This window comes from Erwinia persicina (assembly GCF_019844095.1).
GTDB classification, from domain to species: Bacteria; Pseudomonadota; Gammaproteobacteria; order Enterobacterales; family Enterobacteriaceae; genus Erwinia; species Erwinia persicina.
The window spans coordinates 3,316,470-3,336,957 of record NZ_CP082141.1; the positions used below are offsets into that span (position 1 = coordinate 3,316,470).

Below are 20,488 nucleotides of genomic sequence, written 5' to 3' on the forward strand. Positions count from 1 at the left end.
GAGATTAATGTCCGTACCGCAGGCGCAGCGCTTCCGGATAAGGCGAGAAATAGCGCTGCCCGGCCAGCCACGGATGCGGGAATTCCGCCATGTAATGTTTCAGTAAAGTGATGGGCGCCAGTAAAGGCTGAATACCCTGGCGATAATGGTCGATCAGACCGGCCAGTTCCTGACGCTGAGGCGAAGTCAGCTCACGACGGAAGTAGCCCTGAACATGCATCAGCACGTTAGTATGATTGCTGCGTGAAGCGATATTCTTCATCAGGTCCATCAGGCGCTGGCGATATTCCAGCGCAAAGGCTTCCAGGGACTCCCATTGATCCATCTTCGCGACAAAGGGGCCAATTTCACGGTAGGCAGGCTGAGAGTGCGCCAGCAGCAGTAGCTTATAACGCGTATGGAAAGCGACGAGCCTGGCGCGTGTCAGCCCACTGGCCCAGAGCTGGTTAAATTCATGCAGGGCATAAACGCGGGCGACGAAGTTTTCACGCAGCAGCGGATCGTGCAGGCGTCCATCTTCTTCCACCGGTAGCCACGGCATCTGTTCCATCAGCTCGCGGGTGAACACACCAATACCCACTTTGCGATTGTTATTGTTATCGGGTTGATAAATCCGCACCCGCTCCATTCCACAGCTCGGCGATTTAGCACAGACGATATAACCACAGAGGTGGCGCAGGCGGCTGACTTTCTCCTGAGACCAGACGGCCATCTTTTCAGTCACCGGTGCCTGCTGCCCGTTACTGAAGCACAGGGAAATGTCATTCTCTCCCGGCCCTTCTGTCAGACGCAACGCAGGGCGTGGCGTGGGCAGGCCAATGCCCATTTCAGGACAGGCCGGTTCATAACGCAGGAAGGGCGCCAGTTGTTCAGCCGCAAATTCATTGCGCTTATGGCCGCCGTCAAAACGGACTTTTTCGCCTAACAGACAGGCACTGATACCAACCGGAATTTTATCGCCCATAATTATACAACCTCAAATATCTTGTACAGATTTCAGTGTAGCGTAAACTCAGGGCAACAGGCAAAAAAAACCCGCCTGACGGCGGGATTAAACAGCTTTTGAGGTATAGCTCTCAATACAATCAGTAGAAATCACATCCGGCCGCTTCAGCCTGTGCCAGCCAGACTGGCTGATCGCTGGTTTTCGCCCAGACACGGTGCAGGTAGCTGTAGAAACGGGCGCGATCGTGGCGGAACAGCATGATCGGCAGCGCAGCGATGCCGATCAACAGCACCGCAGTGCGACGCATGAAAATCCGAGTAGATGAATAGTTATGATAAAGACTCATACGTCCTCCTGGGATGAATAAAAGTGGCTGTGTGTAATCTGAACAAAATAATACTCCCTGAGGTGTAACTTTACTACTGATCCGACCACTTTTGACGAAAAAAAAATCATTCTTGGTATGAAAAATGAAATAAGGTTACAGTTTGGTTAAATATTCACTGCAATACCGATCCCTTTATTAACATCATCAGAGAATTGTCACCAAACACGGACGCCCTGCTGACTTTTTGCTAAATTAGCAGCTGTTATCATGACGTCTCTCTCCACTCTGGTTAGCTGCTGAGGTTTTGTGTCCACCATCCTGATTGTCGAAGATGAAAAAGAGATCCGCCGCTTTCTGCGTGTGGCACTGGAGGGCGAAGGTTTCCGCGTGGTCGATGCCGACACCCTGAGTCGCGGTCTCATTGAAGCCGCCACACGCAAACCGGAGCTGGTAATACTTGATCTCGGTCTGCCGGATGGCGATGGGACGCAGTTTATTCGTGAAGTACGCCAGTGGAGCAGTATGCCGGTGATTGTGCTGTCAGCGCGCAGCGATGAGCAGGATAAAATAAGTGCTCTGGATGCCGGCGCGGATGACTTCCTCAGTAAACCTTTCGGCGTTGGCGAACTGCTGGCCAGGGTTCGGGTGGCGATGCGTCACCGTCCACAACCGGGAAATGAGGGGCCCGCCGCAGAGGTCAATTTTGGCAGCATCAGGGTGGACATTGCCGCCCGCCGTGTGATGCGTGAAGGTGCAGATCTGCATTTGACCCCGATTGAATTTCGCCTGCTGGTCAGCCTCATTAATCACCCGGGGAAAGTGATGACTCAGCGCCAGTTGCTGACTCAGGTCTGGGGGCCGAATGCGGTAGAGCACAGCCACTATCTGCGTATCTATATGGGACATCTGCGGCAGAAACTGGAGTGTGACCCCGCCCGCCCGCAGCATTTGCTAACCGAGACCGGCGTGGGCTACCGTTTTATGCCATAAAAAAAAGGGCTCACCAGTGAGCCCTTTTCATGCACAGCCTGAGCAATCAGACGTTTTTCAGCACGGCGCTGACAATTTCTACGGCCTCTTTCTCAATCTTCTCGCGGTGTTCAGCACCAAGGAAGCTTTCGCAGTAGATTTTATAAGCGTCTTCCGTACCGGAAGGACGTGCAGCAAACCAGCCATTTTTGGTCATGACTTTCAGACCGCCAATGGATGCCCCGTTCCCGGGCGCCGCCGTCAGACGCGCGGTAATAGGATCGCCCGCCAGGGTGTCAGCGCTGACCATTTCAGGGGAAAGCTTAGACAGCGCGGCTTTCTGAGCCGAGGTCGCCGGTGCCTGGATACGGTTGTAGCTTGGCGCACCAAAACGCTGAGCCAGTTCATCGTAGTGTTGCTGTGGGTTCTTGCCGGTGACCGCGGTAATTTCGGCTGCCAACAGGCACATAATGATGCCGTCTTTATCGGTTGACCATGGTGTGCCGTCGAAACGCAGGAAGGAAGCCCCTGCGCTTTCTTCACCACCAAAACCAAAACTGCCATCAAACAGGCCGTCGACAAACCATTTGAAGCCTACCGGCACTTCCACCAGTTTACGCCCTAAATCGTCAACCACGCGGTCAATCATCGCGCTGGACACCAGGGTTTTACCCACGGCAACGTCCTGACCCCACTGTGGGCGGTGCTGGAACAGGTACTGGATCGCAACCGCCAGATAGTGGTTGGGATTCATCAGTCCTGCAGGCGTCACAATACCGTGACGGTCGTAATCAGGATCATTGGCAAAGGCCAGATCGAACTTGTCGCGCAGCGCCAGCAGGCCCGCCATCGCCGACTCAGACGAGCAGTCCATGCGGATCACGCCGTCGTGGTCGAGATGCATAAAGCGGAAAGTCTGATCGACCGCATCGTTAACGATGGTCAGATCCAGCTTGTAGAATTCCGCAATTCGCTGCCAGTAGGCAATACCTGAGCCGCCCAGCGGATCAACGCCAATTTTCAGCCCTGCTTTCTGAATCGCCGGAATATCCACGATCAACGCCAGACCTTCAATATAAGGTTGGATCAGATCCTGTTCAGTCAGATGACCGCTGGCCCACGCCTGATCCAGTGGAATGCGTTTCACGTCTTTCAGGCCATCTTTGATCAACGCGTTAGCACGATCTTCCACAACTTTTGTCACGTTGGTGTCGGCAGGCCCGCCGTTTGGCGGATTGTATTTAATGCCGCCATCTTCCGGGGGGTTGTGCGACGGCGTGATCACAATACCGTCTGCCTGAATACCACCGGCTTTGTTGTGTTCGAGGATCGCATGGGAAATGGCCGGCGTTGGCGTGTAGCCATTATCCTGCTGTACGATCACATCCACACCGTTAGCGGCCAGCACTTCCAGTACCGAGATGATGGCCGGCTCAGACAACGCATGGGTATCTTTGCCGACGTAGCAGGGACCGGTCACACCATTCTTTTTACGTTCTTCGGCGATCGCCTGTGCGATAGCCAGAATGTGAGTCTCATTGAAGCTGTGACGGCCCGCGCTACCGCGATGGCCGGAAGTGCCAAATTTCACCGCATGTTCTGCGTTACCCAGTTCAGGCTGCAGGACATAATACTGAGATGTTAATTGTGCAACGTTAATCAAATCGCTCTGCCGGGCTGGTTGGCCGGCACGGGGGTGATTGGCCATTGGCGCTTCTCCCTGACGCTTCAGTTAGAGGGTACCGCAAACTTTCTCTGTCAGTTCCACCGGGAACTGCATCGACAGCATAATGTGTTCCACCATGCTGCGCTTACGGTCAGTATTTGTGTTGGTTATCACCCAGTACGGTGTGCCCGGAACGTGCTGAGGCTTCGTATGGGTGCCATTTTCTACCAACGTTTGCTGGTTACCCGCGAAGTAGACGCGGGTTCGACCCTGCAGCGATTCAGTCGCTGCACCAAACGCTTTGGCATCCAGACTGTATAAAGTTGACAGGATCAGCATGAAACGATTTACCGCCCGCTTCTGCTCGGCATACTCGTCCGAAAGCAACAGCTCACGCACCGCGCGAACGCGATCCTGCGGCCGGGACTCCGTTTTAATGCCACCCGCAACAGGCTCTTTTGCCATCGCAGAGGCGGACACCGCTGACATGGTCTGACCGGCGGTGAATTTCAGCATCCGGCGCAAAATATCTGATGCACTTTCACCAATATGCTGAGTGTGGCTGGCAATATAGCGGTATAGCTCTTCGTCGACTTCGATCGTTTTCATCTTTATCCAGTACGGTTAGTGCTTGTATCAGAACCCGGTTACTCAGGGACGAAGACTCTCGTCACCCTCACGGCGTTTAGCCTGCCCAGTTCTAACATCAGGATTATAAAGTTAAATCCTGCCGGGGTGTAGCGCCATGCCCTTTTCAGGGCAAAAGTCGGAATATGCCGCAAAAAGATCATCTCCGTGATTCGCACCAGCGGCAGAAATTGTGGGATCCATGATACCCTAAGCCCTCGTGCCAACTGTAAGAACTTTCGCTATGAATTTGAATTTCCGCCTGCAATCTGAACAATCTGCGACTCATGGACTGCCTCTGGTGTTGATCCACGGCCTGTTCGGCAGCCTGGACAACCTGGGCGTACTGGCCCGGGGATTAAAAGACGATCGTCGTCTGATTCAACTCGATGTGCGCAATCACGGCTTGTCTTCGCGTGCGCCTGAGATGGATTATCCCCTGATGGCTCAGGACATCCTGGAAACGCTTGACGACTTGCAGGTCGATCGCTTTAGTGTGATCGGACATTCAATGGGCGGGAAGATCGCTATGGCGTTGACCGCGCTGGCCCCCGATCGGGTAGAGAGTATCGTGGTGATTGATATTGCGCCAGTGGCTTACACCACCCGTCACCACGATGACATCTTCACAGCCCTGAACGCCGTGACAAATGCGGCTATCACCTCACGGAGTGAAGCAGCATCGCTGATGCGGCAGTCGATTGACGAAGAAGGCGTGATTCAGTTTCTGCTCAAATCATTTCATGATGGTGAGTGGCGCTTCAACGTTCCCGTGCTGTTGTCCTGTTATGACGACATTATTGGCTGGCAGTCGCTACCGGCCTGGCCGCACCCGGTGCTTTTCATTCGCGGAGACCGCTCACCGTATCTGGCAGACGAATATCGTGATGCGCTAATGTCACAGTTCCCGCAGGCCCGTGCACATGTAATAAGCGGTGCCGGGCACTGGGTACATGCCGAAAAGCCCGATGCGGTGTTACGTGCTATTCGTCGTTTTTTTGCGTTGTAAAAAAATTATTTGCTCCGGTTATCATAACCAAAATCATGCGTGTTGCTGCAGGGCGGCAAGACGTTCGGTCAAGGGTGTGAGCAGAAATCACTCAGTGGCCGGGAACAGGCCCAGGAAGGGCCGGATTAAGGACGCCATCATCCCCCCGACCGCTTGAAGAATGAAGGGGATAAATGATTGTCGTCACCACTTTCACTGGGGTATGATGGCGCGCTAAAATTTTGCCGCTGCTGAACCCTCAGACGGCATATCGGCCAATTCATCAGTCATCCAGCCTTTCAGTACGACGATTCCTATGGCAAAAGAGAATACGGACCGCACAACGATCGATCTGTTTGCAGATGAACGTCGTCCGGGACGACCCAAGACCAATCCGCTGACGCGTGATGAGCAGTTGCGTATCAACAAACGTAATCAGCTCAAGCGTGATAAAGTGCGCGGCCTGAAACGTGTTGAGCTGAAAATGAACAGCGACGCGGTGGATGTCCTGAATCAGCTGGCTTTCGAGCGTAATATGAGCCGAAGTGAGCTGATTGAAGAGATGCTGCTGGCACAGCTGCAAAGCCATCAGCCCTGATTCTTTCGGGGGGTGAGCACTCAGCGACAAAACCAGCAGTATTACTCATTTATCCGCTTACGGCGGTCTGTTATCATTAACGATATCTGCTAAAAAATCAGCAGTCACCATATCATTAAGATTCAAGAGGTTATTAAGCTCATGGCACTCGTCGGCATTTTCTTTGGTAGCGATACAGGCAATACCGAAAACATTGCAAAAATGATCCAGAAGCAACTGGGGAAAGATGTTGCAGAAGTTCGTGATATTGCTAAAAGCAGCAAAGAAGACCTTGAAGCCTTTGATATTCTGCTGCTGGGCATCCCGACCTGGTACTACGGTGAAGCACAGTGTGACTGGGATGACTTCTTCCCGACGCTGGAAGAGATCGACTTCAACGGTAAACTCGTGGCCCTGTTCGGCTGTGGCGATCAGGAAGATTACTCGGAGTACTTCTGTGATGCGATGGGCACTATCCGTGACATCATTGAGCCGAACGGTGCCGTCATTGTTGGCCACTGGCCGAGTGAAGGCTATCACTTCGAAGCCTCTAAAGGCATGGCAGATGACACCCACTTCCTTGGCCTGGCCATTGATGAAGACCGTCAGCCGGAGCTCACCAACGAGCGTGTTGAGCAGTGGGTAAAACAAATTTCAGATGAACTTCAGCTGCAAGACATTATCGAAGCATAGCTATAACAGCTTGATGTGGGAGGTATCTCACATCAAGTGAGTGGTTTTTCCTATAGAAGTAATAGATACATATTTGTAACTTTCATCTGCAAAACTGTACAATAACCCCATCGGTTACCCGCTTTCTCAGCGCAAGCCCCATTATTGAGGACGTGAGTCGCCCTAAGGGCGATGAGATGAGGCAGATCGAGATGTTAAACCAACATAATCCGGGCGCGCGCTTCCCTGGATGTAACGACACTTATCCTTACATCCCTTGCGGTTTCAGGCATCCCTTTTGGTTTTCATTTCGAATTATCAGTTCTATACTGAAACGCACTCATTTTTAGCGCCGACCGATGTTCAGGGCTTTTCAGCCACTAAGTGACTCGCAAAGTAACAGGACAATATCCGCATGACTGACAATAACACCGCATTAAAGAAGGCCGGCCTGAAAGTCACGCTTCCCCGACTGAAAATTCTGGAAGTGCTTCAGGAACCAGAGGGCCATCACGTCAGTGCGGAAGACTTGTACAAACGCCTGATTGATATGGGCGAAGAAATTGGTCTGGCTACGGTTTACCGTGTCCTGAACCAGTTCGATGACGCGGGGATCGTTACCCGCCACAACTTTGAAGGCGGTAAATCCGTTTTCGAACTGACCCAACAGCACCACCACGATCACCTGATCTGCCTGGACTGCGGTAAAGTCATTGAGTTTAGAGACGAATATATTGAGGAGCGTCAGCGTGAAATCGCTACGCGTCATGGTATTAAACTGAGCAACCACAGCCTGTATCTTTATGGCCACTGTTCGCTGGGTGATTGCCGTGAAGACGAGACTCTGCACGATAAGTAATCTGATCGACTGAATGCAAAAACCGATGGCCCTGCCATCGGTTTTTTTATGCCTGTCTTACAATGATTCCTGTCGGCTGAAGCGCTGCCCATCCGGGCTTACCGCTCTAATCTGCACGTCTCCGGTTACCGTTGGTAGGTTTTGTCTGTCGTAATACTGCCAGCGCTTTCCGCCGTCGGTGCTGAACTGCATCTCTAAACCAGGGAAGGCCGTGTTAGCTTCAAGTTTGCCAGCCACAATGCGTGCGCCTGGCACCGGTAAACGATAGCTGATGCCATGCTTATCGAGTTTAGCCAGCTCTCGCTGACCAAGAATATTGGCGAATCGCTGCCAGTCATCGTGTAAAGCACGCTGGTCAATCCATTGCGTTTCACCGCCCCGATACTCTTTGCCAGCTTGATAATCCTGCTCCCAAGCCGCACGATGCCAGGAGCGCTCTGCTGCAGAGAACATACGCGGGTAGATCATAGACTCCATCTGGTCATCAGTGCGTACAGTCTCACTCCACAACTGTGCCGACATACCGGTTGCACCAGGCCATGGTTTGTCAGATTTCGCATTGAAGAACTGACCGTCACGATCAACAGAAGTTTCTGCATTTTGTGGCATATTATCCGGCGCAAAACTGAACATTTTACGTTCATCATTATAACGAGTGCCCCAGTAATAGCCCCTTTCGAGTGGATTCACCTCAGACGGGAAATCCATATAGAGATAGTCTGGGTTTGAAACAATCACCTGATAGCCTTTGTTCGCCCAGTCATTCACCGTGTCGAAGCCACCCCAGTAAAGCGTATCCCAAAAATTTACCGCAACTTCAGGCGTAGCGAACGCATGGGCATCCTGGGCATTTTTCAAACCATCCTGCCAGGCCTGCATTCGCTCAATACCGTGTTTTTTGACTAATTCACTGACCTTCAAAGCAAAATAGCTCGGAAGATGCCCCAGATCGCTGACCTTACCTGATGCAATCATGGCCTGACAAACCTGGGACTTCGCCCACGGCTGATCTTCCCTGCTGAGATCAAGCTGACCTTTACCCGCCTCAGGGTGTTTGATATCGGTATAGCCAACACCAAGACGAATATTTTTTGCTTCATCCCCCCCAAAGTGCCAGCTACGCAGTGGCTGCCCGGCTTCGCGGTGCATAAGCTGAATTTCACTGATGACCTTATTAGCAAAATGCAGTGAGGAAGTCAGGCATGGGTTCAGATAGCTGGTCCGGTCATAAAGTTGTACCGACGTAGTATTGGAGTTATCTCCTGGATCGACCAGACGGTACTCTGACGCTTCTTTTGCACGGCCAGCGTTCATCAGGTGCTGATAACGCGCTTCCATGGCGATCACGGCAGCGCGGGCATGGGCAGGCATATCGACTTCTGGCAATACCTGGATACCGCGTGCTTCAGCAAATTTCACAATCTCAATGTAGTCGTCACGGCTGAAGTAGCCACTTCCGTTATTATCGCTGAACGGCCCTGAGCCTAACTGCGGTAACAGACAACGCTGTTCTTTGAGGTCGTGACAGCGTCGGCTACCCACTTCAGTCAGCTCTGGCAGGCCAGGAATTTCAATACGCCAGCCTTCATCATCCGTGAGATGGAAGTGGAAGACGTTAATTTTCCAGGCGGACATCTGGTCAAGCATCCTCAGGATGGCCGTTTTACTGTGAAAGTTTCGGCCCACATCAAGGAAGATGCCGCGGTAGCTAAAGCGTGGTGCATCATCAGCCTTCAAGGTGGCAATACGATGACTTCCGTCTGCTGGCAGGAGTGACATAATTGACTGCAGACCGTAGTAAACCCCCTGCGCATCGTACCCAATCACCTCGGCTTTATCTTTCGAGATAACCAAACTATAAGCCCCTGATATCGAAGGAATATCTTTCAGGGCTGCTGGGTTCACGGTGGTAAGGATAGGATAACCTGCCGCATTCAGTTTCACGCCCAGCAGGGAGAAACGTTGTTTAACGGCTTCCGCCCGATCTTTCGGTAAACTCGCCAAATTAAGGTTTATACCCTGACTGAGATCGGCATCCTCTTCCGCTATCACCACTTTCAGCGGAGTGGGAACAATTTGTCCACGAAGTTCGCTGGCAGCAAGTTGTTTAACATCTTGATTTTTCACGTAGCGGCTGCCAGCTTCCATCAGAATATTTTTATCTTCAGGAGTGCGTTTCCACTGATCACCAATCGGAACCACGAAACGAGAGAGATCTTCTGTATCCGTAGCCTGAATGATTTTTGGTTTAGCATCACCGGACGTCACATACCAGCGTGGCATCACGTCCGTGCTAAATAGCTGCCAGTACTCATTAACAATCGGGATGACGACAGAAGCCCCGGGTGCCAAACCGACAAATTTATCCGTAGGTTCCAGCCGGGTCAGATCGCCGACAATATGCACCATTCGAAACTGATCGTTCTGAACAGCCAGCGTTTTATGGACGTTGCTCATATAGATTGCCCAGTTTTTACTGGTGATTGTTGGCCCATTGTTCGTCAGCGTAATCGTGGCGCGGTTGCAGGAAGCCCAGTCAGCCCCAAGTACAGCACAGTCCACACCGTTGAGCGCAGCATGGTTATCAGTAACCTGATAGCTAACACCGAACTGACTGATTTGATCCACCAGCTGCTGGCTCGCGAGACCGGTACTGCTTCCCAGAATAGCGATAACTGCCAGTGCTAACTGACTGGTTCTTTTAACATTCATAATTGCATCCTTCCTTGTCAATTATTGATTAGCCTGCTGAATTTCCTGCCAAAGTTTGCCACAGCGTTCATGAACACCTTCACCGCCGCCCATTTGTTCCGCGTCCAGGCAGCGTTCATAGTCAAGGACTCGCACACTTTCCTGGCGGGCAAACTGCTGGTGCTGTGGCTGCTGGTGCAGAGAGCCAGGTAGCGGTTTGCAGGCCTTAACCTTTTCAGCGCTGCCGTTTGCCTGATTAATACAGCTGCGCCAGGCTTCGCGCTCTGGCGTATTGCTACGCTGCATCTGCGACATGCAGCCGCACAACAGCAGCATCAAGAAAATTGTTATCCCTGCTTTCATACCCATTCTCCTGTCAGTCCTGCGCAATCAAAACAGGGTGAAAGGCGCAATTACGATAAATTTAACGTCTTTTTCATCCTGGAAAATATTGTTGTACCCACTGCCGTAACTGGGAATATTGCTGTGGTTGTCATAGCGGGTGTAATGCAGCTTGAACAACGTCCCTTTCGCCGCGCCTTCCTGAATCGTATAGAGTAAATCAAGGTTCCACGCCGATTCTTTTAAACGCGAGCTCTGGTTATAAACCGGATTACTGCTGGGTTTCGCATCCCAGCCATAGGCATAAGAGGCACCCACACCCCACCCTGGTAACTGCCAACTGACGAGATCGTAAATGACCCCGGCAAACAGCGCTTTTTCACCATTGGCATTCCAGTCGGACCGGGCATCCCACCATACGTCAAGGCGACCATTGGAGGAGGCGTAACCGGGTGTCATACGCTGCAGGAAATAGCCCTGATTACCCTCAGCTTTTACCCACGTTCCTTCAAGGCGAAAATCAAATGGCCCCGCGATATAGCCCAGAGTCAACGCCTGAAGCCACGCCAGCCCCTCGTAAACATCATTAATATTTTCCGCACCGCCATGTTCTTTATCTTTGGCACCATAGAACTGCCAGCTGGTGCGCAGATCATTGCCAATAAGTGGAAAAGCATAAGATGCTTTAGCAAAATATTGGTCCATGTAATCTGCTGCCTGTCCGAACGCTCCTTCTAAAACTAATTTGTTGGTGAATTCATATTTTAACCCTAATGAATGCAGATAACGTATTCCCGTAGAGCCATCGGCTTTGCGGAAGTTATACATATTTTCATACCAGGGGGCTTTATAACGGTCGCTCCACATATACGAAAATGACAACACACCCGCATCGCCAAAATCATGCCGATATCCACTTTCCGCACCGAGATAAGTGCCAGGTAAAAAACTCCAGTGTGGGGCCAGGAGAGTTTGTCCCGTGGGTTGTAAATACCCCGCCCTTAGCCATATATCATCATATTTAACTTTTATTGCAGCCTTATAGATACTGGTGCCACTACGGTCACCGCTCCAGCGTTCATCCCAGCGGGTTTTCGCATTACTGAAACCAATTTCATTTGGAGCCGCTGGGCCGCTGTTCGCCATTTCAAGAGCGCTAAACACCGCCAGGTCTAAACCGATAATGTCAGCAGCCAATCCTGAAGAGAAATCCAGGCTGCCGTTAAAGGTAGAATGGTGCAGGTTTTGCTGATACTGGCCATATTTATCACTCGCTGGCTCGAGATCTTTACGGTCGCGCTGCCGCTGCCAGTAGTAAATGCTGCCATTAAGTGCAGAATCTGTAATAAAACCAGTAGCAACAGAAGGTGAAGAATAAAAAACACCAGATGAAATTAAACTCAACGCCAGCGGAATCGCTAGCGAACTTCGCCCAGAGGTAATGTTATGCATCGAATAATCCTTATTCTTATCGGATGGGAAAATAATTCCATTTGGCGATTAATTAATTAACGCCTTATATCACCCACGGATGCATATTATTTTTCGCGACGCGAATTATCAATTGAAAATAAATTATGAATGTAAAAACATGATCGACACCACAAACTCACGGGAAATAAAAATACCACTTTCGTATTTCTACTAATGGTATTTTACTATTATACAGTTTAGCCCGTATAGAGCGGTAACCACCCGCCATAAGAGAGTAGCGACACCAGCGCATTCAGCAAACCAAACAACAGCACCAGGATAATCGGCGCGTTACCTCCCCTGACACGCCAATTGGCCGTGGAATAACGTCGCCGGGACTGTCTGGCCAGCAGTGCAGGCGTCACGACTGCCCAGACGGTCGCAGCCAGCCCCGCATAGCCAATAGCCAGCAAAAAACCATCAGGCCAGATGAGTGCAGCCGTTAACGGCAGGCTGAACGTCAGTAGCGTAGTTTTCAATCGTCCGAGTGCAGAATTATCCAGCTTAAACAAATCGGCAAGGTAATCAAAAAAGCCGAGACTGACACCAAGAAAAGAGCAGGCAACAGCAAAGTTAGAGAAGATGTCCAGCATCAGATTCAGATAGCGATTATGCAACACACCCGATAGCGCCCCGACCAGCACATCGATATTTCCCCCCTGCGCAGCAATCACTTTGAATTCGCTGCGCGGAATATTACCCATGGTGCCAATGATCCAGATAAAATAGATCGCCAGAGCCATTAACGTGCCAAAAACCAGACAGCGGCTGACGCGTGCTGCATTTTTATGATAATAACTGATCAACCCGGCAATATTGCCATGATAGCCAAAAGAGGCCAGGCAGAAAGGCACGACGGCCCACAGATAGCGTAAATAATCGCTCTCCGTTCCCTGGCTGTCGAGCAGATTGACCGGCTCGATATGCCACAGCAGCCCGCCGAAAATCATCAAAAAAGTAATGACCTTTGCGCCAAGAAAAATCAGCGTCATGCGGCTAACCACCGCCGTCCCAAGCCAGATAAACAGTGCCACCAGCAGCGTAAACAGCAGACCAGCCACCCGGGCCGACATGCCGATATCTAACTGCCCCAGGCTGCGCTGTATAATCGCTCCGCTGGCAGAAATATAGGCGTAGGTCAGGATACCCAATACAAAGACTACCGACAGGCCATTAACCAGATTCCAGCCACGCCCCAACAGGTCACGTGTAACGGTATCGAAACTGGCTCCAGCGGGATAATGCAGACTGGCTTCAAGATATAACAGCCCGGACAGCAACATACAGAACCATGTGGCGATCAGCAGAGCCGAGGACCAGAGAAACCAGGCACCGGACATCACCACAGGAAGAGAAAACATTCCGGCACCAATGATGGTGCCGCTGATAATCAGTGTTCCCCACAGTGTCGACGGTAAGCGAACAGCAGAAGCCGGTACAGCCATAACAATCCCTTAGCGGAAGCAGTAAAAAAACATGCCCTTTGCCGGGATAATCCACTGGCTAAACGGCCATAATGCCGCATAGTCTACACATCTTCACACTCGCGAACTAGTACAGTAATCAGTTGGTCACCATCGTTTCCTGTAAATATCGCCAGCGCGGTGGCTCAACACCACAGTTAATCACCGCCAGTGAAATTCGGTGAGTATGATTTTCCCCCTGCTGCTGCCGTTCGTGATACTGAATGGCCACCTCCTGGCCAAACTGGGCCAGGGTCTGACACTGTTCAATGGTAATTTTCAACCCCTGCCGCCCGCCGACCAGGCGTGCAAACAGTGCCGCTAGCTCAGGCATCGCCAGGCTCTTGCCGGTGGGCGTGACCATCACAAAGTCGGGGTCAAAATGTGAAAGCAGCGGCGTTAACTGACTTTCATTACCATTAAATACGGCAGTAATCTGTTCATGTAACACCAGAACACTTTCACGGGCTTTTTCGGTTAATGTTGACACAGGGTATCCTTATGACGGGTGAGGCGGGAGATCATCCACAGCGGAAGCAGCCCGGTAACGGCGGCGATGATATAAACCTGCTGATATGACTGCGCTGCAGGATAAAAGTGATTAAGTAAACTGAACAGCACCGTCAGCAGGGCCGCCCCCAGGCTGAATGAAAGCTGACGGTTAATATTCCATATCACGCTGGCCCGCGTCATCTGTCGATCGTGAAAATCGCTCAGGGCGCTGGTTTGCGCCGTATTGGCGCTTATTCCGCCGCCAATGCCCATCAACAGGTAGGCGAGGCTCAACACCAGGATCTGTTCCGGCTTCTGTACCAGCGCCAGCATGGCGATACCGACGGCATGGAGCACTAAGCCCGTGCTGAACAGGATGGCGGTTCCAAGACGATGGTAGAGACGACCACACAGCAACATCGCCACCAGCGCACCACCGCCGTAAAACAGCATAAAAGCCCCGCTGCGCTCGGCAGAAAAATGCAGGCACTGTTGCAGATAAAATATATTCAGCAGGTTTACCCCGGTAAACAGGCCCGGTACCGCGTAATACACCACCACTGCAAGCTGAAGCCGGGCGTTACGCAGCAGACTCAGATCTATTACCGCCTGCGCCTGACGCCGGTAATGTTTCAGATAAGCGAATGCCAGACAGAGCCCCGACAGCAGCCACAGCGAGGCCGGGAGCGCGGAACCCGGCTCACTCAGCCGTGAGAGCCCAAGCAGCACGGCAGCCAGCGACAGACAGACCAGCAGAATACCCCGAATGTCAGGATGAATAGCCGTCAGCGTTTCAGGCTTTATCCACAGTGCGGCCAGTACAGCGGCAGCCAGACTAAACGGAATATTGCACCAGAAAATCCAGCGCCACGAGAGTGTGTCCACAATCATTCCCCCTAAAAGGGGAGAAAGTGCCGGGGCTATCAGCGCCACACACATGATAAGCGTAGAAATGGTTGCCCGCTCCCTGCCCCGGAACAGGTTGAACGTCAGCGCCTGCCCTACCGGGATCAGCAGTCCCCCCGCCATACCCTGTAAAAAACGCCACAGCACCAGTAACGTAAATGAATCGGACCGACCACAACCCCATGCCGCCAGGCTGAACAGGATCATCGATACCACCAGCACCGGGCGTGCGCCGAAGCGGCCAGCCAGCCAGCCGCTGACCGGAATAATCACCGTCAGCCCAAGGATGTAACTGTTCGCCACCCAGCTAAGCGATCCGCTGGCAATACTCAGTTGTCCGGCTATCTCCGGCAGGGCAACAGCCGACATAAAAATATTAATACAATCAATAAAAAAACCGAGCAAAAAAATGACGGCAACACGGTAACGATAACTCATAGTCATACCTCCGGGCGCAGCATAGCGGTGATTGACTACGTAAATCGACTGGCATAAATTGAAAATATTGTTTTATAAAAGTGAACAATCACGTGCATACCCATCTCGATAAGATCCACACGTTCTTCGCGGTCGTCGACAGCGGCAGCTTTACCCGTGCCGCTGATAATCTCGGTCTGAGCAAGGCCATGGTCAGCCTGCATGTCAAAACACTGGAACAGGTGCTGGGCGTGACTCTGCTGGTACGCAATACCCGCAATCTGGCGCTGACGGAAAGCGGAAGTCAGCTTTATGAAGAGTTCAGGACGATATTTTCCCAAATCGAACAGGCGGTTAGCCGCGTTACCGATGACAGCCAGCCCCTTTCCGGTGAGCTGCGTATCACCTCAACCTGGGAATATGGTCAGCGCTGTCTGATGCCCCTCGTTGCCCGTTTCTGTCGGCAGCATCCCGCTCTGAAACTCAGTTATAACGTGGGTGCATCGCTGGACGACCTGGTCAGCCACAAACTGGATATCGCTATCCGCCTGGGCACGCTGCGAGACTCTTCACTCAGGAGCCGCAAACTGGGCGAATACCGGATATGGCTGGTGGCCTCCCCCCACCTTGTGGCCCGCTACCCGCTGCAAAACCTCAGTGAGACTGCCGCATTACCGTGGATACATAACAGCAACTTGCCCCATCCGGGCCGCTGGCGTTTCAGTCTGGATAAAGAACACTGCGAGATTAAAAGTGAGGCAAGTTACAGCGCCAATTCTGCTCAGATTATGCGCCAGATGGCGCTGGAGGGGTTGGGCGTGGCGGTACTGCCTGAATGGCTGGTGGCTGAGGATGTGGCGGACGGAGCGTTACAGATCCTGTTTAGTGACTGGCAGCTTCCGGTACAGCCGGTCAGCGCCGTGTTTGCCGCCGGGGTCACCCTGCCGCGTAAAACGCGTTTGTTTATTGATTATCTGTGTGCGGAATTATAAAAAAAGGGCGCATCAACGCCCTTTTCTTCGGAGTAGCAGCTTACTCGCCGACTTTCGCCCAGGTGTCACGCAGGCCAACGGTGCGGTTGAACACCAGATTGCTGGCACTGGAGTAGACACTGTCAGCGCAGAAGTAGCCTTCACGCTCAAACTGATACGGGGCTGACGCCTCCGCCTGCTGCATCCCGGGCTCCACGAAGCCCTGACGGATCACCAGAGATTCCGGGTTGATGCTGGCCAGGAAGTCTTCTGCCGCCCCCGGATTCGGTACGCTGAACAGCCGATCGTACAGACGGAACTCTGCCGGAAGGGCATGAACAGCTGACACCCAGTGGATCACGCCCTTCACTTTACGCCCGTCGGCCGGATCCTTGCTCAGAGTATCCACATCACAGGTACAGAACAGGCAGGTAATGTTGCCTTCATCATCCTTTGCCACGCGCTCGGCTTTGATCACATAGGCGTTACGCAGACGCACTTCTTTGCCCAGCACCAGCCGCTTGTACTGCTTGTTTGCTTCCTCACGGAAGTCAGCACGATCGATGTAGATCTCACGACTGAACAGGACTTCGCGGGTACCCATTTCCGGCTTGCTCGGATGATTCGGCATGGTGATCACCTCATCGTGATGCGCAGGCAGATTTTCAATCACCACTTTTACCGGATCCATCACTGCCATGGCACGCGGGGCATTCTCATTGAGGTCGTCACGGATACAGGATTCCAGAGCGGCCATTTCAACAATATTGTCCTGCTTGGTCACCCCAATGCGGCGGCAGAATTCACGGATGGATTCCGCAGTGTAGCCACGGCGGCGCAAACCCGAAACAGTCAGCATACGGGGATCATCCCAACCTTCCACCACGTTCTCGGTCACCAACTGACTCAACTTACGCTTGGACATGATGGCATATTCAAGATTCAGGCGAGAGAATTCATACTGACGCGGATGAACCGGAATGGTGATGTTATCCAGCACCCAGTCGTACAGGCGACGGTTATCCTGGAATTCCAGCGTACACAGTGAGTGAGTAATGCCTTCCAGCGCATCAGAGATGCAGTGGGTAAAGTCATACATCGGATAGATGCACCACTTATTGCCGGTCTGATGATGTTCGGCAAATTTGATGCGGTAGATCACCGGATCGCGCAGAACGATAAAGTTGGAAGCCATATCAATTTTGGCTCGTAAACACGCGGTGCCCTCGGCAAAGCCGCCCGCGCGCATTTTAGCAAAGAGGGCAAGGTTTTCGTCCACGCTGCGATCGCGGAAGGGGCTGTTTTTACCCGCTGAGGTCAGGCTGCCACGGTATTCACGGATCTGCTCCGGTGACAGTTCATCAACGTACGCCAGCCCTTTACTAATCAGCTCAACGGCATAATTGTGCAGTTGCTCGAAATAGTCAGATGAGTAGCGTACGTCACCACTCCACTTAAAGCCCAGCCACTGCACATCACGCTTGATTGATTCAACAAACTCCAGATCTTCTTTCACCGGGTTAGTGTCATCAAAGCGCAGGTTACACTGCCCCTGATAATCCTGAGCGATACCAAAGTTCAGGCAGATTGATTTCGCATGACCAATATGCAGATAGCCATTCGGCTCAGGCGGGAAGCGGGTGTGCACTGAACTGTGCTTACCGTTCGCCAGATCTTCGTCGATAATCTGACGAATAAAGTTAGTTGGGCGGGCTTCAGCCTCACTCATCTCAATTTCCTCAATTAATGCTGGGCATTGGCTCTCATTTCTTCAGGTTGTCGCCAGGCGGCTACCGGAAGAATGACAAGTATAATTTAGCTATGAAATATCGGAGTATGATCCACAAAGCTGACAGGGGAAACAACCGTTTGTTGCGGGAATCACATAAAAAAGGGCGGGAATCGCTTCCCGCCCTGCCACAGTCGCACTCAATGACGCTGTTAGCCTTTAATTTCGTATATCCGCGTTTCGCCTGCCACCACCGTTTCACCGGCGAGCAGGGTGATCCCGGCGAAATCTTCGATGTTGCTGACCACCACGGGGCTGATCATCGAACGGGCATTGGCGTTAAGGAATGCCAGGTCCATCTCCAGCACCGGTTGACCGGCGACCACCGTCGCGCCCTCTTCGGCAAGACGCGTGAAGCCTTTACCTTCCAGCGCCACCGTATCGAGTCCCATATGCACAACGATTTCGATACCCTTTTCCGTTTCGAGGCAGAAGGCATGGTTGGTGTTAAAGATCTTAACCAGGGTGCCGGAAGCCGGTGCCACCACCGTACTGCCGGTAGGTTTGATCGCCAGACCGTCACCAACGGCTTTACTGGCAAAGGCTTCATCCGGTACCTGCTCAATGGCCACGACCGTGCCGCTAACTGGTGCCACCAGCGAACCTACAATCCCTTTCGCCACATTAGGCACAGCCTGAGGTGCAGCCGTCGGTGTCATCGGTGCAGCACTCACTGCCGCCGCGGCCGCCACCGGCCCTTTCGCGATCTGTTTTTTCATCTCTTCAGCGATGGATTCGGCTTTCGCCCCCACAATGACCTGAATGGTTTGCTTGTTCAGTTTCACCACGCCGGACGCACCGAGGCGTTTACACTGTGCATCATTGACCAGCGAGGCATCTTTTACTGACAGACGCAGACGGGTAATACAGGCATCAATTCCCTTCAGGTTATCTGACCCGCCAATCGCGCCAATGTACTGGCGGGAAAGGTCAGCCAGCCCCTCTTCGGTGTTGCTGTTGGCCTCATCTTTGACCAGCAGGTCGCCTTCATCTTCACGGCCCGGTGTTTTCAGGTTCAACATGCGGATCACCGCACTGAACAGCACGAAGTAAACAACAAACGCCACCAGCCCCATCACCAACAGTAACCAGACGTTATGGCTGGCCGCCGGCAGTTTATACATTAAGGCATAGTCGATGGCGCCCGCAGAGAAGGAGAAGCCCGCATGAATGCCCAGTGAGGTGGCAACAAACAGGCTGATCCCGGTCAGGATGGCGTGGATCAGATACAGCATCGGTGCCAGGAACATGAACAGGAATTCCAGCGGTTCAGTTACGCCGGTGAGGAATGCGGTGACTGCAACGGACAGCAGCATACCGCCTACCATCGGACGACGCGCCTTTGGTGCCGCCAGGTACATTGCCAGCGCAGCACCCGGCAGACCGAACATCATGATCGGGAAGAAGCCCGACATAAACATCCCCGCCGTACCATCACCCGCATAGAAACGGTTGATATCACCGTGGAAGACCGCACCCGCCGCATTGGTGAACTCACCGATCTGGAACCAGGCAATAGTGTTCAGTACCTGATGCAGGCCCGTTGGGATCAGAAGACGGTTAACGAAGCCGAAGATACCCGCACCGAAGGCCCCTTCCGAGACGATCCACTCACCGCCTGCATGGATGCCGGCCTGTACCGGTGGCCAGACATAACCAAATACCGCCGCCAGCACCAGACAGAAGAAACCGGTCGCAATCGGAACGAAACGTTTGCCACCGAAGAAACTCAGGAAGTCCGGCAGCTTAATGTCAGACCAGCGGTTGTAGGCCATACCGGCAACCAGACCGGTGATGATCCCCGCCAGCACGCCCATATTGACTGTCGGATTAATGGTGACCATTGCCTTGGTCAGAATGAAATACCCCACGGCACCGGCAAGGGCTGCCGCGCCGGCGTTGTCTTTGGACCAGGTAGATGCCACACCAATCGCGAAGATAAGGGCGAGGTTGTCAAATATGGCCCCGCCCGCCTGCGCAATAAACGGCATATTGAGTAAATCAGGCTGGCCGAAGCGCAGCATCAGTGCGGCAACAGGCAACACTGCGATAGGCAGCTGTAACGACCGCCCTAATCTTTGAAAGAATCCTAGAATATTCACCATTTCCCCCTGTGAGCCCGGTTAGGGCGGCAAAAACCGTCTGTTTTTTTTCACGGCTTTTTTTTGTCAGTTCGACACTACACACCACGAAGCGAAGTGTAAAAAAAAATTAATTCGCTTCGCAAATTAAACCCGCATTTATGTGACAAAAATCACTTAAAAACGCATTATTGTTAGCATGTGACTGGCTAACTGCACAAACTTATTTTA

General features: G+C 52.3%; 18 protein-coding genes. 6 read left to right on the forward strand and 12 right to left on the reverse strand.

What is annotated here, in order from left to right; genetic code table 11:
- Positions 1-4: 4 nt before the first annotated feature.
- Both K6L24_RS15220 and K6L24_RS15225 read right to left on the reverse strand, forming a co-directional pair.
- Positions 5-964, reverse strand: a complete 960-nt coding sequence (locus K6L24_RS15220) for a DUF523 and DUF1722 domain-containing protein (protein ID WP_222681616.1) — start codon at positions 962-964, stop codon at positions 5-7.
- A 121-nt stretch (positions 965-1,085) separates the two neighbouring features.
- Positions 1,086-1,292, reverse strand: coding sequence for a YbfA family protein (locus K6L24_RS15225; RefSeq protein ID WP_062748429.1), 207 nt, complete (start codon positions 1,290-1,292; stop codon positions 1,086-1,088).
- Between the two features lie 288 nt (positions 1,293-1,580).
- Between K6L24_RS15225 and kdpE the strand changes: the two genes are divergently transcribed.
- Entirely contained in the window at positions 1,581-2,264 is a 684-nt protein-coding gene (kdpE, locus tag K6L24_RS15230) for a two-component system response regulator KdpE (RefSeq protein ID WP_062748427.1), read from the forward strand.
- A 46-nt stretch (positions 2,265-2,310) separates the two neighbouring features.
- Here the strand turns inward: kdpE and pgm are convergent, their stop codons facing one another.
- Entirely contained in the window at positions 2,311-3,951 is a 1,641-nt protein-coding gene (pgm, locus tag K6L24_RS15235; RefSeq protein WP_062748425.1) for a phosphoglucomutase (alpha-D-glucose-1,6-bisphosphate-dependent), read from the reverse strand.
- Positions 3,952-3,975: 24 nt separating this feature from the next.
- Positions 3,976-4,518, reverse strand: coding sequence for a replication initiation negative regulator SeqA (gene seqA / locus K6L24_RS15240; protein WP_062748423.1), 543 nt, complete (start codon positions 4,516-4,518; stop codon positions 3,976-3,978).
- Between the two features lie 262 nt (positions 4,519-4,780).
- Between seqA and ybfF the strand changes: the two genes are divergently transcribed.
- From ybfF to fur, 4 genes are all read left to right on the forward strand, one after another.
- Positions 4,781-5,545, forward strand: a complete 765-nt coding sequence (gene ybfF, locus K6L24_RS15245; RefSeq protein WP_222681617.1) for an esterase — start codon at positions 4,781-4,783, stop codon at positions 5,543-5,545.
- A 295-nt stretch (positions 5,546-5,840) separates the two neighbouring features.
- On the forward strand, positions 5,841-6,122 hold the full coding sequence (ybfE, locus tag K6L24_RS15250) for a LexA regulated protein (protein ID WP_062748419.1): 282 nt from the start codon (positions 5,841-5,843) through the stop codon (positions 6,120-6,122).
- A 141-nt stretch (positions 6,123-6,263) separates the two neighbouring features.
- Positions 6,264-6,794 carry a flavodoxin FldA gene (gene fldA / locus K6L24_RS15255; RefSeq protein WP_062748417.1) on the forward strand — a complete coding sequence of 177 codons (531 nt, stop codon included), beginning with the start codon at positions 6,264-6,266 and terminating at the stop codon, positions 6,792-6,794.
- A gap of 394 nt (positions 6,795-7,188) precedes the next feature.
- Complete coding sequence (gene fur, locus K6L24_RS15260) at positions 7,189-7,632, forward strand: ferric iron uptake transcriptional regulator (RefSeq protein WP_062748415.1); 444 nt, start codon at positions 7,189-7,191, stop codon at positions 7,630-7,632.
- Between the two features lie 57 nt (positions 7,633-7,689).
- Here fur and K6L24_RS15265 read toward each other — a convergent pair whose 3' ends face one another.
- From K6L24_RS15265 to K6L24_RS15290, 6 genes are all read right to left on the reverse strand, one after another.
- A complete protein-coding gene (locus K6L24_RS15265; RefSeq protein WP_222682336.1) occupies positions 7,690-10,344 on the reverse strand; it encodes a beta-N-acetylhexosaminidase in 2,655 nt (884 codons plus the stop codon).
- A gap of 21 nt (positions 10,345-10,365) precedes the next feature.
- Positions 10,366-10,686: a ChiQ/YbfN family lipoprotein gene (gene chiQ / locus K6L24_RS15270; RefSeq protein WP_187510046.1), complete on the reverse strand. Its 321-nt coding sequence runs from the start codon at positions 10,684-10,686 to the stop codon at positions 10,366-10,368.
- Between the two features lie 27 nt (positions 10,687-10,713).
- Positions 10,714-12,117, reverse strand: coding sequence for a chitoporin ChiP (gene chiP / locus K6L24_RS15275; protein WP_118664458.1), 1,404 nt, complete (start codon positions 12,115-12,117; stop codon positions 10,714-10,716).
- Positions 12,118-12,335: 218 nt separating this feature from the next.
- Positions 12,336-13,583, reverse strand: a complete 1,248-nt coding sequence (gene mtr, locus K6L24_RS15280; RefSeq protein WP_062748405.1) for a tryptophan permease — start codon at positions 13,581-13,583, stop codon at positions 12,336-12,338.
- Positions 13,584-13,701: 118 nt separating this feature from the next.
- A complete protein-coding gene (locus K6L24_RS15285) occupies positions 13,702-14,091 on the reverse strand; it encodes a hypothetical protein (RefSeq protein WP_222681618.1) in 390 nt (129 codons plus the stop codon).
- A complete protein-coding gene (locus tag K6L24_RS15290) occupies positions 14,079-15,437 on the reverse strand; it encodes an MFS transporter (protein ID WP_222681619.1) in 1,359 nt (452 codons plus the stop codon). Before K6L24_RS15290 ends, K6L24_RS15285 begins: the two co-directional genes overlap by 13 nt.
- 92 nt (positions 15,438-15,529) lie before the next feature.
- On the opposite strand from K6L24_RS15290, the gene K6L24_RS15295 reads away from it, so the two are divergent.
- Positions 15,530-16,408: a LysR family transcriptional regulator gene (locus K6L24_RS15295; protein ID WP_072277486.1), complete on the forward strand. Its 879-nt coding sequence runs from the start codon at positions 15,530-15,532 to the stop codon at positions 16,406-16,408.
- Between the two features lie 40 nt (positions 16,409-16,448).
- Here the strand turns inward: K6L24_RS15295 and glnS are convergent, their stop codons facing one another.
- Both glnS and nagE read right to left on the reverse strand, forming a co-directional pair.
- Complete coding sequence (gene glnS / locus K6L24_RS15300; protein WP_222681620.1) at positions 16,449-18,116, reverse strand: glutamine--tRNA ligase; 1,668 nt, start codon at positions 18,114-18,116, stop codon at positions 16,449-16,451.
- Positions 18,117-18,328: 212 nt separating this feature from the next.
- Positions 18,329-20,278, reverse strand: coding sequence for a PTS N-acetyl glucosamine transporter subunit IIABC (nagE, locus tag K6L24_RS15305; protein ID WP_187510067.1), 1,950 nt, complete (start codon positions 20,276-20,278; stop codon positions 18,329-18,331).
- Positions 20,279-20,488: the final 210 nt, after the last annotated feature.